Origin of the sequence: Kocuria sp., assembly GCF_030530945.1 — a bacterium.
In the GTDB taxonomy this organism is placed as follows: Bacteria; Actinomycetota; Actinomycetes; order Actinomycetales; family Micrococcaceae; genus Kocuria.
Genome location: NZ_JAUMTZ010000003.1, coordinates 215,451 through 229,420, shown reverse-complemented (window position 1 = coordinate 229,420; position 13,970 = coordinate 215,451). Strand labels below are relative to the sequence as shown.

General features: G+C 73.0%; 15 protein-coding genes. 11 read left to right on the top strand and 4 right to left on the bottom strand.

Annotated features, from left to right (window positions below; genetic code table 11):
* Positions 1 to 23 precede the first annotated feature (23 nt).
* From Q4A22_RS05005 to Q4A22_RS04990, 4 genes are all read left to right on the top strand, one after another.
* Positions 24 to 683 (top strand): TetR/AcrR family transcriptional regulator, encoded by a 660-nt coding sequence (locus Q4A22_RS05005; protein WP_303177629.1) that lies wholly within the window; start codon positions 24 to 26, stop codon positions 681 to 683.
* Between the two features lie 76 nt (positions 684 to 759).
* On the top strand, positions 760 to 993 hold the full coding sequence (locus Q4A22_RS05000; RefSeq protein ID WP_303177628.1) for a DUF3107 domain-containing protein: 234 nt from the start codon (positions 760 to 762) through the stop codon (positions 991 to 993).
* A gap of 314 nt (positions 994 to 1,307) precedes the next feature.
* Entirely contained in the window at positions 1,308 to 2,951 is a 1,644-nt protein-coding gene (locus tag Q4A22_RS04995; RefSeq protein WP_303177627.1) for a DEAD/DEAH box helicase, read from the top strand.
* Positions 2,952 to 2,956: 5 nt separating this feature from the next.
* A complete protein-coding gene (locus Q4A22_RS04990; protein ID WP_303177626.1) occupies positions 2,957 to 3,829 on the top strand; it encodes a site-specific DNA-methyltransferase in 873 nt (290 codons plus the stop codon).
* Positions 3,830 to 3,847: 18 nt separating this feature from the next.
* Here the strand turns inward: Q4A22_RS04990 and Q4A22_RS04985 are convergent, their stop codons facing one another.
* The gene (locus Q4A22_RS04985; RefSeq protein ID WP_303177625.1) at positions 3,848 to 4,699 is read right to left on the bottom strand and encodes a PHP domain-containing protein; all 852 of its coding nucleotides are present in this window, start codon (positions 4,697 to 4,699) and stop codon (positions 3,848 to 3,850) included.
* A 131-nt stretch (positions 4,700 to 4,830) separates the two neighbouring features.
* Here Q4A22_RS04985 and Q4A22_RS04980 point away from each other — a divergent pair, with 131 nt between their 5' ends.
* Complete coding sequence (locus tag Q4A22_RS04980; RefSeq protein ID WP_303177624.1) at positions 4,831 to 6,426, top strand: aminopeptidase P family protein; 1,596 nt, start codon at positions 4,831 to 4,833, stop codon at positions 6,424 to 6,426.
* Positions 6,427 to 6,502: 76 nt separating this feature from the next.
* On the opposite strand, the gene Q4A22_RS04975 is transcribed toward Q4A22_RS04980, so the two are convergent.
* Positions 6,503 to 7,525, bottom strand: a complete 1,023-nt coding sequence (locus Q4A22_RS04975; RefSeq protein ID WP_303177623.1) for a general stress protein — start codon at positions 7,523 to 7,525, stop codon at positions 6,503 to 6,505.
* A 149-nt stretch (positions 7,526 to 7,674) separates the two neighbouring features.
* Between Q4A22_RS04975 and Q4A22_RS04970 the strand changes: the two genes are divergently transcribed.
* Genes Q4A22_RS04970 through Q4A22_RS04960 form a run of 3 tightly spaced genes read left to right on the top strand, consistent with a single transcriptional unit; the run spans position 7,675 to position 10,974 of the window.
* Positions 7,675 to 8,973 (top strand): CBS domain-containing protein, encoded by a 1,299-nt coding sequence (locus Q4A22_RS04970; RefSeq protein ID WP_303177622.1) that lies wholly within the window; start codon positions 7,675 to 7,677, stop codon positions 8,971 to 8,973.
* Positions 8,966 to 9,775, top strand: coding sequence for a DUF1003 domain-containing protein (locus Q4A22_RS04965; RefSeq protein ID WP_303177621.1), 810 nt, complete (start codon positions 8,966 to 8,968; stop codon positions 9,773 to 9,775). The genes Q4A22_RS04970 and Q4A22_RS04965 overlap by 8 nt, the downstream gene beginning before the upstream one ends.
* Positions 9,772 to 10,974 carry an Mrp/NBP35 family ATP-binding protein gene (locus Q4A22_RS04960; protein ID WP_303177620.1) on the top strand — a complete coding sequence of 401 codons (1,203 nt, stop codon included), beginning with the start codon at positions 9,772 to 9,774 and terminating at the stop codon, positions 10,972 to 10,974. Before Q4A22_RS04965 ends, Q4A22_RS04960 begins: the two co-directional genes overlap by 4 nt.
* 39 nt (positions 10,975 to 11,013) lie before the next feature.
* Here the strand turns inward: Q4A22_RS04960 and Q4A22_RS04955 are convergent, their stop codons facing one another.
* Together Q4A22_RS04955 and Q4A22_RS04950 are read right to left on the bottom strand one after the other, a co-directional pair.
* Entirely contained in the window at positions 11,014 to 11,376 is a 363-nt protein-coding gene (locus tag Q4A22_RS04955; protein ID WP_303177619.1) for a sec-independent translocase, read from the bottom strand.
* A gap of 44 nt (positions 11,377 to 11,420) precedes the next feature.
* Positions 11,421 to 12,107, bottom strand: a complete 687-nt coding sequence (locus Q4A22_RS04950; RefSeq protein WP_303177618.1) for a hypothetical protein — start codon at positions 12,105 to 12,107, stop codon at positions 11,421 to 11,423.
* A 252-nt stretch (positions 12,108 to 12,359) separates the two neighbouring features.
* Between Q4A22_RS04950 and Q4A22_RS04945 the strand changes: the two genes are divergently transcribed.
* From Q4A22_RS04945 to crcB, 3 genes are read left to right on the top strand one after another with little or no spacing between them, the layout of a single operon-like run.
* Complete coding sequence (locus tag Q4A22_RS04945) at positions 12,360 to 12,992, top strand: O-methyltransferase (protein WP_303177617.1); 633 nt, start codon at positions 12,360 to 12,362, stop codon at positions 12,990 to 12,992.
* Positions 12,989 to 13,477 (top strand): CrcB family protein, encoded by a 489-nt coding sequence (locus Q4A22_RS04940; protein ID WP_303177616.1) that lies wholly within the window; start codon positions 12,989 to 12,991, stop codon positions 13,475 to 13,477. Before Q4A22_RS04945 ends, Q4A22_RS04940 begins: the two co-directional genes overlap by 4 nt.
* A complete protein-coding gene (gene crcB / locus Q4A22_RS04935; protein ID WP_303177615.1) occupies positions 13,474 to 13,845 on the top strand; it encodes a fluoride efflux transporter CrcB in 372 nt (123 codons plus the stop codon). Before Q4A22_RS04940 ends, crcB begins: the two co-directional genes overlap by 4 nt.
* Positions 13,846 to 13,970 lie beyond the last annotated feature (125 nt).

Sequence of the window (13,970 nt, the reverse complement as noted above, 5' to 3'; positions counted from 1 at the left end):
CGCCGTCCGCAGAGGAGAACCGCATGACAGCGAGCGACGACGCTCCCACCCGCACCCGCCGCATGAGCAGGGACCAGCGGAAGGAGCAGCTGCTGGCCACCGCCCTGCAGGTGTTCTCGGACGGCGGCTACCACGCCACGTCCATGGACGAGATCGCCGCGGCCGCCGGGGTCTCGAAACCCGTCCTCTACCAGCACTTCCCCGGCAAGCGGGACCTGTTCCTGGGGCTGGTGGAGCAAACGCTGACAGAGCTCTCCGGGCGCCTCGAGACGTCCCTGGCCACCACGCAGACGCACCGCGAGAGGGTGCGCAACGTGATCGACACCCACTTCGACTTCGTGCGCGCCCACCCGCAGGCGCACCGCCTGGTGTTCACCGCGGACCTCATGTCCTTCCCCGAGGTGGCGGCCCGCCTGGACGAGTTCTCCCGGAGCGTCGCGAACGCCGTGGCAGCCCAGCTCGGTCCCCACACGGGCGTCCCGTCCGCCCAGGCGCAGCTGCTCTCGCGTGGTCTCGTGAACCTCGTGCAGACCTCCGCGGTGTACTGGGTGCGCCACCCGGAGGCCGGTTCCGCGCAGGAGGTCCAGGACCGCCTGTTCCGTTTAGCCTGGGGCGGAATCAGGTCCCTCAACGAGGAGCACCCGGAGCCTGCTCCTAGACTGGGCGGCAACGATCAGGACTGACGCGCCGCCACCCGGCCCGCAGGACACCCTCCCGCCCGCGCACGGCGCGGACCGGGACCGTCGCAGGAGGTTACCCATGGAAATCAAGATCGGCGTCCAGAACGTGGCACGCGAGCTCGTGGTCAACAGCGACCTCTCCGCGGAGGAGTTGCAGACCAGGGTCACCGAGGCCCTGAGCTCCGGCTCGCCGCTGGTGCTGCGGGACTCCAAGGGCACCACCACCGTGGTCCCCGCCGCGAGCATCGGGTACGTGGAGACCGGCCAGGAGACCAGGCGCAAGGTGGGCTTCACCCCGCTGCCCCTCGGCTGAGACGCCACCCCGCGCACGTTCCACGGCACCCCCGGACACCTCGTCCGGGGGTGCCGTGCCGTCTCCGGCTACACTGGGGGCACCAGCAGGATGACCGGTCGTCCCACGAGACCGTCACGTTCACCTCCCACCCGCTCCGGCACCGCGCCCGGGGGTCCCACCGGATCCCCCGCTGAGCGCCCGGACGGGGTGGGTTCCACGATCGGCTTCCTCACACTTGCGCGGCAGCCCCCCGGCCCGTGCCGTCGCCCTCCCGGGCGGTGCGCACTCGGATCCCGGCTGCGGTGCCCCGCGCCTACCCGTGAAGGATCGCTTTGACCGACGACATCACCGCTACACCCGAGCCGGACGCCCCCGAGATCGACGAGACCGGGGAGAAGGCCGTGGAGACCGCCGAGCCCGTGGTGGAGGCCACGTTCGCGGACTACGGCGTGCGCCAGGACATCGTGGACGCCCTGGCCGCCCACGGCATCACCTCGCCGTTCCCCATCCAGGCCATGACCCTGCCCGTGGCACTGTCGGGGCAGGACATCATCGGCCAGGCCAAGACCGGCACCGGCAAGACCCTGGGCTTCGGCATCCCCGCGCTGCAGCGCGCGGTGGGCCGGGACGACGCCGGCTGGGCGCAGCTGAAGAAGCCGGGCGCCCCGCAGGCCCTGATCGTGGTCCCCACCCGTGAGCTCGCCGTGCAGGTGGGCAGCGACCTCGCAATCGCCGCGAAGACCCGCAACGCCCGCGTGGCCACCATCTACGGCGGGCGCCCCTACGACTCGCAGATCGCCGAGCTGGAGAAGGGCGTGGAGGTGGTGGTGGGCACCCCGGGGCGCCTGATCGACCTCAACCGTCAGCACTTCCTGGACCTCAGCCACGTGCGCATGGTCGTGCTGGACGAGGCGGACGAGATGCTGGACCTGGGCTTCCTCCCCGACGTGGAGAAGCTGCTCGCCGCGGTCCCCGAGGTGCGCCAGACCATGCTGTTCTCCGCGACCATGCCCGGTCCCGTGGTGGCCATGGCCCGCCGGTACATGACCCACCCCATGCACATCCGCGCGGCTGCCCCGGACGAGGGCTCCACCAAGAAGGACATCCGCCAGGTCATCTACCGCGCCCACCACCTGGACAAGGACGAGGTGGTGGCGCGCATCCTGCAGGCCGAGGGCCGCGGGCGCAGCATCATCTTCACCCGCACCAAGCGTGCCGCGGCGAAGCTCGCGGACGAGCTCATCCACCGCGGGTTCGCGGCCGCTCCCCTGCACGGTGACCTCGGCCAGGGCGCCCGTGAGCAGGCGCTGCGCGCCTTCCGCAACTCCAAGGTGGACGTGCTGGTGGCCACGGACGTCGCGGCCCGGGGCATCGACGTGGAGGACGTCACGCACGTGATCAACTTCCAGTGCCCCGAGGACGAGAAGACCTACCTGCACCGCACCGGGCGCACCGGGCGCGCGGGCAACAAGGGCACGGCCATCACGTTCGTGGACTGGGACGACGTCCCCCGCTGGCGGCTGATCGACAAGGCCCTGGAGCTCGGCGTGCCCGAGCCCGTGGAGACCTACTCCTCCTCCGAGCACCTCTACACCGACCTGAACATCCCCCGCACCGCCAAGGGCAGGCTCCCCCGCTCGCAGCGCACGCTGGAGGGCCTGGGCGCGGAGGAGCTGGAGGACCTCGGGGACGGCCGCGGGCACCGGGACGAGAAGCGCTCCTCCGGCGGCTCCGGCGCACGACGCCGCTCGGGCGGCTCCGGCGGCTCGGGCCAGGGCGGTTCCGGCAACCGCTCCCGCCGCCCGAAGGGCGACGGGGACGGCTCCGGGGAGAGGGCCGAGCACGCACCGCGGGAGAAGTCCGTGGAGGCCTCGGGCGAGGGCGCCAAGCGGCGCCGGCGGCGTCGTCGTCCCTCGGGACAGAACCGCAACGGCGGCCAGCAGGGCGCCCAGCAGTCCTCCGCCTCGGCGGAGTAGCGGCGGTGGCGGCGCGGGAGCCCTTCGCGTTCGACCCGGAGGGCACCAGCGCCATCGTGCACGGCGAGAACCTCACGGTGCTGGAGTCCCTGCCGGACGAGGCGTTCTCCCTGGTGTACCTGGACCCTCCGTTCAACACGGGCAGGGACCAGGTGCGCCGCACCATCCAGGCCGTGCCCACGGCCGCCGGGGAGGGCGACCGCGTGGGGTTCGCGGGGCGCTCCTACCAGACGGTGCTGGGCTCGCTGCGCCGCTACGAGGACTCTTTCGCGGACTACCTGGGGTTCCTGGAGCCCCGGCTGCTGCACGCGCGGCGCGTGCTGGCCCGCCACGGCACCCTCTACGTCCACCTGGACTACCGGGAGGTGCACTACGTCAAGGTGCTCCTGGACGCCCTGTTCGGGCGGGAGTGCTTCCTGAACGAGATCATCTGGGCCTACGACTTCGGGGCCCGCACCACCAGGCGCTGGCCCGCGAAGCACGACACCATCCTCGTGTACGTCAAGGACCCGGCGGCCTACCACTTCGACTCCGCAGAGGTGGACCGCGAGCCGTACATGGCCCCGGGCCTGGTGGGCGCGGAGAAGGCGGCGCGCGGGAAGCTGCCCACGGACGTGTGGTGGCACACCATCGTCTCCCCCACCGGCCGGGAGAAGACCGGCTACCCCACGCAGAAGCCGGAGGGGGTGCTGCGGCGGATCGTCACGGCCTCCTCCCGCCCCGGGGACTGGGTGCTGGACTTCTTCGCCGGCTCCGGGACCACGGGGGCGGTGTGCGCCGGTCTGGGGCGGCGGTTCGTGTGCGTGGACGTGAACCCCGAAGCGGTGGACGTGATGCACCGGCGCCTGCCGGACGTGCCCGTGCTGCGCGGCCCCTGACCACACCCGGGACGCGGCTCAGGGCCAGCGCACCTCCACGCCGGAGGTGGCCTGCTCGCAGATCCGGGTGAACGAGCGGGCCGAGGTGGAGTTCTCCCCCAGCCGGTTGGGCTTGCCCGCCCCGTGGTAGTCGCTGGAGCCGGTGACGATCAGGTCGTGCTCGGCGGCCATGGTCATGAGGACCGCGCGGGCCTCGTCCGGGTTGTCCCGGTGGGCCACCTCCAGACCCGCGAGACCGGCGTCGATCATGGCGTCGAAGTCCGCGGCGCTGGCCACGCGTCCCCGCAGCGACGCCATGGGGTGGGCGCACACCGGCACCCCGCCCGCCGCGCGCACGAGCTTGATCGCCTCCACCGGGTCCAGGGCGTCGTGGCGCACGTAGTACCTGGAGCGGCCCGAGAGCATGTCCGCGAACGCCGCCGAGCGGTTGGGCACCACGCCCAGTGCCACGAGGGCGTCGGCGATGTGCGGGCGGCCCACGGTGGCGTCCGGGCCCACCTGGGCGGTGACGTCCGCCCAGGTGATGTCGAAGTCCTCCGAGAGCAGCTCCACCATCCTGCGGGCGCGCGTGAGCCGGTTGCGGCGGCACTCCTCGATCCGGTCCACGAGCGGCTGGTGGTGGGGGTCGTGGAGGTAGCTGAGCATGTGCACCGAGATCCCGTCGCGGGTGGTGCACGTGATCTCCATCCCCGGCACGAAGGCCACTCCCAGGGACACCGCGGTGTCCCCGGCCTCGCGCCACCCGGCCGTGGTGTCGTGGTCAGTGAGCGCGAACGCGGTGAGCCCGGCGGCGTGCGCCGAGCGGGCGACGTCGCCCGGGGTCTCCGTGCCGTCCGAGGCGATCGAGTGGGTGTGCAGGTCGATTCTCACCGGCCCCACGATACCCGCGGGAGGTGCGGGACCCGCGGGCGGTCGGTTGACCGGCGTGACACCATGGACGGGAAAGACCCGCACCCCACACCCGCGCGAACGATCGCGCCGCGAAGGAGATGACCGCGCCCATGACTCAGGGCCCCGAGCAGACGACCGCTTCCCACCGCGCGAGCGAGGACGCCGCGCAGCCGCTGGACGAGCGCGTGGACAACCGTTCCCAGCGCCCGGAGAACGAGCAGTTCCGCGAGTTCATGGCCTCGGGCTGGGCCACCCCGGAGCACACGACGACGCCGCGCGCGGAGGTCGCCCAGTTCGCCGCCGAGCGCCGCGCCCGGCTCTCGCGCCTGTTCCCGGGTGAGCGCCTGGTGATCCCGGCCGGTGCGCCCAAGGTGCGCTCGAACGACACCGACTACCGATTCCGACCGCACTCCGCCTTCGCGCACCTGACGGGCATGGGCGTGGACCACGAGCCCGAGGCCGTGCTGGTCATGGAGCCCACCGAGCCGGGCGAGGGGGACAACGGCAGCGACCACGTGGCCACCCTGTACTTCCACCCCATGGCCGGGCGGGACTCCGCCGAGTTCTACGCGGACGCCAAGAACGGCGAGTTCTGGGTGGGCCCGCGCCCCACGCTCGAGCAGCTGAGGGACGAGTTCGACCTTCCCACCCAGGACCTCTCCGCGCTGGAGACCGCCGTGACCAGGGACGCCGGCAACGCCGCCCTGGGCGGGCTGAGCATCCGGCTGGTCCGGGACGTGGACCTGAACATGGACGCCCTCGTGGACACCTCCCGGATCAACACGGGTGTGGACCTGGAGCAGTCGGACGCGAAGGACGCCACCCTGACCGAGGCGCTGAGCGAGCTGCGCCTCGTGAAGGACGCCCACGAGATCGGGGAGCTGCGCAAGGCCGTGGCCGCCACGATCCGCGGCTTCGAGGACATCGTCACGGTGCTGCCCCGGGCCATCGGCGGGGAGCGCGGCGAGCGCGTGGTCGAGGGCGCGTTCTTCTCCCGCGCCCGCCTGGAGGGCAACGACCTGGGGTACGACACGATCGCCGCCTCCGGCAACAACGCCACCGTCCTGCACTGGATCCGCAACAACGGCTCGGTGCGCCCCGGTGAGCTGATCCTGGTGGACGCGGGCGTGGAGGCGGACTCGCTCTACACCGCGGACCTCACCCGCACCCTGCCCGTGGACGGCACGTACACGGACGTGCAGCGCCGGATCTACCAGGCGGTGCTGGACGCCTCGGAGGCCGCGTTCGCGGTGGCCGTGCCGGGCAACCGGTTCCGGGACGTGCACGCGGCGGCCATGGAGGTGCTGGCGCGCCGCCTCGAGGAGTGGGGCCTGCTCCCGGTCTCGGCGGAGGTCTCGCTGTCCGAGTCCGGCCAGCACCACCGCCGCTGGATGCCCCACGGCACGAGCCACCACCTGGGCCTGGACGTCCACGACTGCGCGCAGGCCAAGCGGGAGCTGTACCTGGACGCGGTGATCGAACCGGGCATGGTGTTCACGATCGAGCCCGGCCTGTACTTCAAGGACGAGGACCTCGCGATCCCCGAGGAGTACCGCGGGATCGGCGTGCGCATCGAGGACGACGTCCTGGTCACCGAGCAGGGCAACGAGAACCTCTCCGAGGGGCTGCCGCGCCACCCGGAGGACGTGGAGGCGTGGATCCAGGGGATCTGGAGCCGCACCGAGAACGTGGGTCCCTCCGTCTGACGGTGCCCCGCCCCACGGATGGGCACGCAGAAGGCCCCGCACCCTCCGGTGCGGGGCCTTCTGCACATGGTGGGGACTAGCCGCGGTTGTGGGCGGAGTCATCGTCCGCCCCACCGCGGTTCCCGGTCACGGGACCGTCGTCCTGGCGGGACTCCCCGGGGTCGCCCTGCTGGGCGGCGGAGCCGTCGCGCGTCCACGGTGCGGGCGCCGCCCCGTCCGAGGGCTCCACGCGGATGCCGTACTGCGGGCGCCCGTCCGGCAGGTCCGGGAACTTGGCGGAGCGCTGGGGATCCGGCGCCGCGGCGTCGTCGGCGGGAGCGTGGGCGCCCCGGGGGGCACCGGGTGCCGACTGCGCGGTGCTGCCCCGGCCGTCGACGCCGCCCTGCCGCGGATCGCCGCCCTGCGCACCCTGGGCGGGGCCGCCTTGGAAGCCGCCGCCGTGGGGAGCCCCGTTCTGCGGACCCCAATGGCCGGGCCGCGCATCGGGGCCGCGGTGCATCGGCGCGCCGCCGTACTGGCCCCGGCCGTTCTGCGGGCCGCCGTACGGTGCCGAGGGGTTCTGCCCCGGCACGTTCCGGGCGGGGCCCTGCGGGCCGTAGCCGGTGCCGGGCCCGTCCGGCATGGAGCCGAGCACCTGCCGGGCCTGGCCGGCGACCTCCGGGGCGGCGAGCACCTCGTAGCTGCCCGCCACGATCCGGCTGGTGGAGGTGAAGTCCCGCTTCCCGCGGGACATCGCGTAGGTGATGGTGGCCATGAGCATGAAGAACGCGCCGCCCAGGAGCATGGTGAGCAGCACGGAGGACGCCATGTTCGCGCCCCCGAACATGGACATGATCAGCCCGAAGAACGCGCCGAAGAACACGCCGTTGAGGGCCCCCTGCAGGGCCACCTTCGGGTAGGACAGCCGGCCGGTGACCTGCTCCACGGACTTCAGGTCGCTGCCGATGATCGAGACCATGGCCACGGGGAAGTGCTCGTCCGACATGTAGTCGACGGCCTTCTGCGCCTCGGCGTAGGTGCGGTAGCGGCCCACCACCTCCCCCCGGGGCATCTCGGGAGCGATGGACAGCTGCGCGGGACTGCGGTTCGGGTTGGTCATGGGGTCCATTGTCCCGCAGGTGCGTGCCAGGACGCAGGGAATTCCCCGGGCCATCGCAGCGGGTGAACACGACCGCCCGGCGTGGGCCGGCGTGTGGGCCCGGCCACCCCCGAATGTCCCAGGCCACGTCCGGTCACTAGGCTGTGCGGGTGAGCACAAACCTTTCCAAGATCTTCGTCGCCCGGCTGATCGGCCTCGACGTCTTCGACCCCCTGGGCGACCGCCTGGGGCGGCTGCGCGACGTCGTGGTGCTGCTGCGGCCCGGCACCCGCCCGTCCGTGATGAACCGGCCGCTGGTGGTGGGTCTCGTGGTGGAGGTCCTGGGCAAGAAGCGCGTGTTCGTCCCCATGACCCGGGTGACCAGCATCGACGCGGACCAGATCATCTCCACCGGACTGGTGAACCTGCGCCGCTTCGAGCAGCGCGGCGCGGAGACGCTGGCCGTGGGCGAGCTCTTCGACCGCACCGTGGTGCTGCTGGACGGCTCCGGCACCGCCACCATCGAGGACGTGGCCATGGAGAAGTCCAACAACCGCGGGGACTGGGTGATCTCCCAGCTCTTCGTGCGCCGCTCACAGGCCACGGGCGGTCTCATCCGCCGCCGGAACCAGACGCTGATCGTGGACTGGGAGGACACCGACGACCCCTCCAACGCGGGCCACCAGCCGGCCACGCAGTGGATCACGCAGCACGAGGAGGACCAGGCCGCGGACCTCGCGGACGAGCTGCGGGACATGCCGGACAAGCGCAAGCTGGAGATCGCCGCGGAGCTGCAGGACGAGCGGCTCGCGGACGTGCTGGAGGAGCTGCCCGAGGAGGACCAGGTGTTCATCCTCACGCACCTGGACAACGACCGCGCCGTCACCCTTCTCGAGGAGATGGACCCGGACGACGCCACGGACCTGCTGAACGAACTGCCCGAGGCGGAGGCCGAACGCCTCATCACCATGATGGAGCCCGAGGACGCCGAGGACGTGCGGCGCCTGCGCGAGTACGAGGAGGGCACGGCCGGCTCGCTCATGACCCCGGTGCCCATCGTGCTCTCCCCGGAGGCCACGGTCGCGGAGGCCCTGGCCCACATCCGCCAGGAGGAGGTGATCCCCGCGGCGGCATCCGCAGTGCTCGTATGCCGCCCCCCGCTGGAGACCCCCACGGGCAAGTACCTGGGCTTCGTGCACACCCAGCGGCTGCTGCGCTACCCGCCGCCCGAGGCCATCGGGAACCTGATCGACCGCTCCGTGGAGCCGGTCTCCGACCAGGCGTCCCTGGCGGACGTGGCCCGTGAGCTGGCCACCTACGACCTCACCATCCTGCCCGTGGTCAACGACCAGGACAGGCTCGTGGGCGCCGTCACGATCGACGACGTCCTGGATGCACTGCTGCCCGACGACTGGCGCACGTACGACGACGGGACCCCGGTCCGTAAGGTGGGTAAGAGGTATGAGTAGTCCCCGGCAGAACGCGTCCTCGCAGTACGCTCCCGGTCCCCTGGACCAGCCGCGGGAGAAGCGCCCCGGCATCCTGAACCGCTTCCGCCCGAACCCGGACTCCTTCGGCCAGTTCACGGAGGCGATCGCCCGGTGGATGGGCACGCCGCAGTTCCTCATGTGGATGACGGTCTTCGTGGCCGTGTGGCTGTCCTGGAACACGCTGGCCCCGGAGGACGTCCAGTTCGACCCCCGGTCCCTGAACTTCACCCTGCTCACGCTGATGCTGTCGCTGCAGGCCTCCTACGCCGCGCCGCTGCTGCTGCTCGCGCAGAACCGGCAGGACGACCGCGACCGCGTGGTCGCGGAGGAGGACCGCAAGCGCGGGCAGCAGAACCTCGCGGACACCGAGTACCTCACCCGGGAGATCGCGTCCCTGCGCATCGCCATGCGCGAGGTCGCCACGCGGGACTACGTCCGCTCGGAGCTGCGCGGTCTGCTCGAGGAGATCCTGGAGGCCCAGGAGCAGCGTGCCGAGGCCACCGGGCCGGAGGCTCCCGAGACCAGGCCGGAGTCCGCCCGCAGGTCCTCCTCGGGCCGCAAGTCGGAGCGCAAGTCCGACAGGAGGTCCGAGCGCGGCAGGCGCCAGGGGCCGCGGGAGACCACCCCCGCCGAACCCTCGGGCCAGGGCGCGGGATCGCACGCGGCCACCCCGGTTCCCCCGGACACGCGGACGGCGGGCGACCCCGCGGAGCCGGGCACGGCCTCGTCGCCCGCGCCCGGCGAGCGGTCCACCGCACCCGGGGAGGAGCCGCAGCGGTGAGTGCGACGAGCGAGACCCCGCAGGAGATCGACCCGAGGCTGCGCGCGGCCCTGGACGCCGTGATCGACCCCGAGCTGCGCCGCCCCGTGACCGAGCTGGGCATGATCCCCTCGGCGACCCTGGCGGACGGCACCGCACGGGTCCGGGTGCTGCTGACGGTGTCCGGGTGCCCGCTGCGCGGGACGATCGAGGCGGACCTGCGCGCCGCCCTGGGAGAGGTGGCGGGTGTCACCCGGGTGGCGGTGGACGTGGGCGTGATGACCCCGGCCCAGCGCGAGGAGCTGCAGAAGCGGCTGGGCCACTTCCGCACCAACCCGTTCGCGGAGCCGACCTCGCTGACCCGCGTGCACGCGATCACCAGCGGCAAGGGCGGTGTGGGCAAGTCCAGCGTCACCGTGAACCTGGCCGCGGCCCTGGCCGCCATGGGCCGCACCGTGGGGATCGTGGACGCGGACATCCACGGCTTCTCCGTGCCCGGGCTGCTGGGCATCACCCGCTCCCCCACGCGCGTGGGGGACATGATCCTGCCGCCCGTGGTGGAGGTGCCGGAGGGAGTGGACCGCCGCCCCCAGGACGGGGCGGCGGGCGCGGGGCACCGCTCGCGCGGCGTGGTGAAGGTGATCTCCATCGGGATGTTCGTGGATCCCGCCCAGCCCGTGGCGTGGCGCGGGCCCATGCTGCACCGCGCGGTGGAGCAGTTCCTCACGGACGTGCACTTCGGGGACCTGGACCACCTGCTGCTGGACCTGCCTCCGGGCACCGGGGACATCGCCATCTCCGTGGGGCAGCTGCTCCCGCGCTCCGGGGTGGTGGTGGTCTCCACGCCCCAGCACGCCGCGGTGAGCGTGGCGCAGCGCTCCGGGACCCTCGCCGAGCAGACCGGGCAGCGGGTCACGGGCGTGGTGGAGAACATGTCCGCGATGGTCATGCCGGACGGCACCCGCATGGAGGTCTTCGGCTCCGGCGGCGGCGAGACGATCGCCGCGACCCTCTCGGAGCGCCTGGGCTACCCGGTGCCGCTGCTCGGCAGCGTGCCCCTGGACACGGGCGTGCGGGAGGCCTCGGACCGCGGTGTGCCGGCGGTCTGGGCGGACCCGGACTCCCCCGCCTCCGTGCAGCTGTGGGAGATCGCCCGTGCGCTGGACCGGCAGGGCCGTGGCCTCGCGGGAAAGAACCTGGGCATCACGCCCCGCGGCTGAGGTCCCGGCGGGGTGCCCTGCGTCCCCGGGCGACGCCGCTCAGGTGGCCTCGGTGTCGAAGGGCGCCCGCTCGCCCCGGGCCAGGCGCCGCACCGTGGGAGCCGCCACCGTGGTGGCGGCGGCGGACTGGGAACGGGCGCGGTCGGCGTCGTCCTCCAGCAGCGCCTCCCGCACGATCACGCGGGGGTCGTACTGGCGGGGGTCGAGCTTGCGCCAGTCGAGGTCCGTGAACTCGGGACCGAGGGTCTCCTTGAGGTCCTCCGTGGCGCCCGTGGCGTAGTTGCGGATGGCCTTGACCATCTCCTTGAGCTTCTGGGCGTACTCGGGAAGCCGCTCCGGCCCGATGATCACCAGGGCCACGATGAGAATGATGATGGCTTCTCCGCCAGAAATCCCGAACACCCGCTGAGCCTATCAACGTCAGGGAACGCCCCGGTGGGAGGTTCCTACCCGAACAGTGTGCGCAGCCCGTCCGCCACGGTGGCGCCGAAGCCCTCCTCCGTGCGGACGGGCAGGGAGACCCGGCCGCGGTCCTCGGCCACCACGGCCCCCAGCACCTCGGTCATGGTGGCCGGGGGCGCGTCAGAGGTCACGGTGTAGACCGCATCCGGGCGGACCATGACGGCGCGCCACGAGGTGCCGCGCTGGATCCACAGCCGGGACCCGGAGACCATGGACTCGTGCATGCCCTCGGCGCTCACGGGCAGCCCGCTGACCCCGTCGAGGGGGTTCCCCGCGTTCACCGTGCCGCGCTGCTCCACGATCTCGGCGCTGACGTGGTCGTCGTGCAGGCTCACCGTCACGGCTGGCTGGCCGCCCACGGTGACCTGCCGGACGTCCGCCACGGTGAAGCCCTGGGAGGCGAGCGCCGGAACGGCCCAGCCCTGGGCGCGCAGGCTGCCCACGTCCGCCCGCTCGGAGGTGGCCACGATGGCCTCTCCGTCCGGGGACCAGGTGGCCGCCGACCGGGCACGGAGCAGCTCCTGCTGCTGGGTCTGCCTGCCCACGTGCCACACGGCCGTGGTCACCAGCGCCACGCAGAGGCACGCCGTGAGGGCCGCCGCCAGGGCGAGGGTGCGCCGCGCGGGCCTGCGCCGCCGGCGCGCAGCGCCGCCATCCACCCGTGTGGCCACCACGTCCCCTTCCCGCCGTCCGTCCCCTGGGGGCGGTCCCGTGACCGCCCGGGCGACCAGTCGTCTTGCCCTCATTCTGGTCCAGGAGTCTGACAGCGGTCTGGGCGGGCACCGGGCGTTGCCCACGGCGGGCGCGCGGACCGCGATAGGCTGGCCTCCGGAAAGCTCCCGGCCCCGCGCCGGATTCGTCATCTCGGGGCGCCGGGGCCCGCAGGATCCCGCCGCACACGGCAGTGAAGGACACCAGGGTCCATGACCACGGACAAGACCACGAGCTGGGCCTATTGCGAGGCCTACGCCACGGAGGACGAGACGGCCTTCCGCGCGCGGGAGCGCTCCCTCGCCCTCCGCCTGGACCCCGTGACCCCCGCCGCGGCCTCCCTGCTGACCGTCCTGGCGGCCTCCGCCCGTCCCGCCACGGTGGTGGAGGTGGGCACCGGTGCGGGCGTGTCCGGGCTCGCGCTGCTGCGCGGGATGCCGTCCGAGTCCGTGCTCACCACCATCGACACCGACATCCGCGCCCTGCGCGCCGCCCGGGACACCTTCCGCGAGGCGGGTTTCGAGCCCAGGCGCACCCGCACGATCTCCGGCGCGGCGGCCCTCGTGCTGCCGCGGCTCACGGAGAACGCCTACGACATGGTCTTCATCGACGCGGACGTGGCGAGCACCGCCGACTACGTGATCGAGGGAGCGCGGCTGCTGCGCCGCGGGGGGATGCTCGTGGTCAACGACGCCCTGCACCAGGACCTGGTCCCCCAGCCCGCCCAGCGGCAGGAGGAGACGGTGATCATGCGGGAGGTGGTCCGCACGCTGCGCGACGAGCCCAGGCTCGCCACGGCCGTGGTCCCCACCGGCACGGGCATGCTGCTGGCGGTGCGCCGATGACGCGCACCACCGCGCGCGACGTCCTGTGGGTGGGTCTCGGCGGTGCGGCGGGCAGTCTGCTGCGCTGGGGCGTGGCCCACGTGCTCCCCTCCGGCTCGGCCTGGCACTGGCCCACGCTCTCGGTCAACCTGGCCGGAGCGCTGCTCCTGGGCTTCCTGCTCGAGTTCCTCACCCGCCCCGGCACGGAGGGCACCCGCGCCCGCACCGCTCGGCTGCTGCTGGGCACCGGCCTGCTGGGCGGCTTCACCACCTACTCCACTTTCGCCCAGGAGGTGTGGGACCACGTGGACGCCGGCACCTCGGCCGCCGCGCTGGGCTACACCGCCCTGAGCATCGTGGGGGGTCTGCTCGCGGCGGCCGCGGGCATCGCCCTGGGGGCGTGGTGGCGTGACCGGCGCACGACGCCGCCCGCGGCCTCCCCCGAGTACCCGGCACCGGGTGCCGGGCAGCGCCCCGGCGCCCTCCCAGACGGGGGTCGGCGGTGATCGCGGCTCTCGCGGTGGCCCTGGGCGGGGCGATCGGGGCGGTTCTGCGCTTCCTGACGGACCGTGCCGTCTCCTCCCGGCAGAGGCGCCCCTTCCCGCTGGCCACGGCGCTGATCAATGTGACGGGCTCGTTCGTGCTGGGCCTGGTCAGCGGGCTGGCGATCGTGCTCGGCCCCGTGTGGACCGTGGCCCTGGGCACCGGGCTGTGCGGAGGATTCACCACGTTCTCCACCGCCATGGTGGACGCCGTGCGGTTGATCCGCGGGAAACGGGGTGCCGCCGCCCTGGCCGTGGTGCTGGGCACCCTGCTGTGGAGCCTGCTGGCCGCGGCGGCGGGCACCACCCTCGGGGTCCACTGGGCCTCCTGAGTCACCTCTGCCCAGCTCGCCCCTCTCCGGTGCGCCCAGCCGGTGGCACGGGTGAGACGCCCCCGCGGAACGCCCCCCGATGCCCCCGGCGGACCGTTTCGCCGGACGCCACCCCCAGCGTGTGT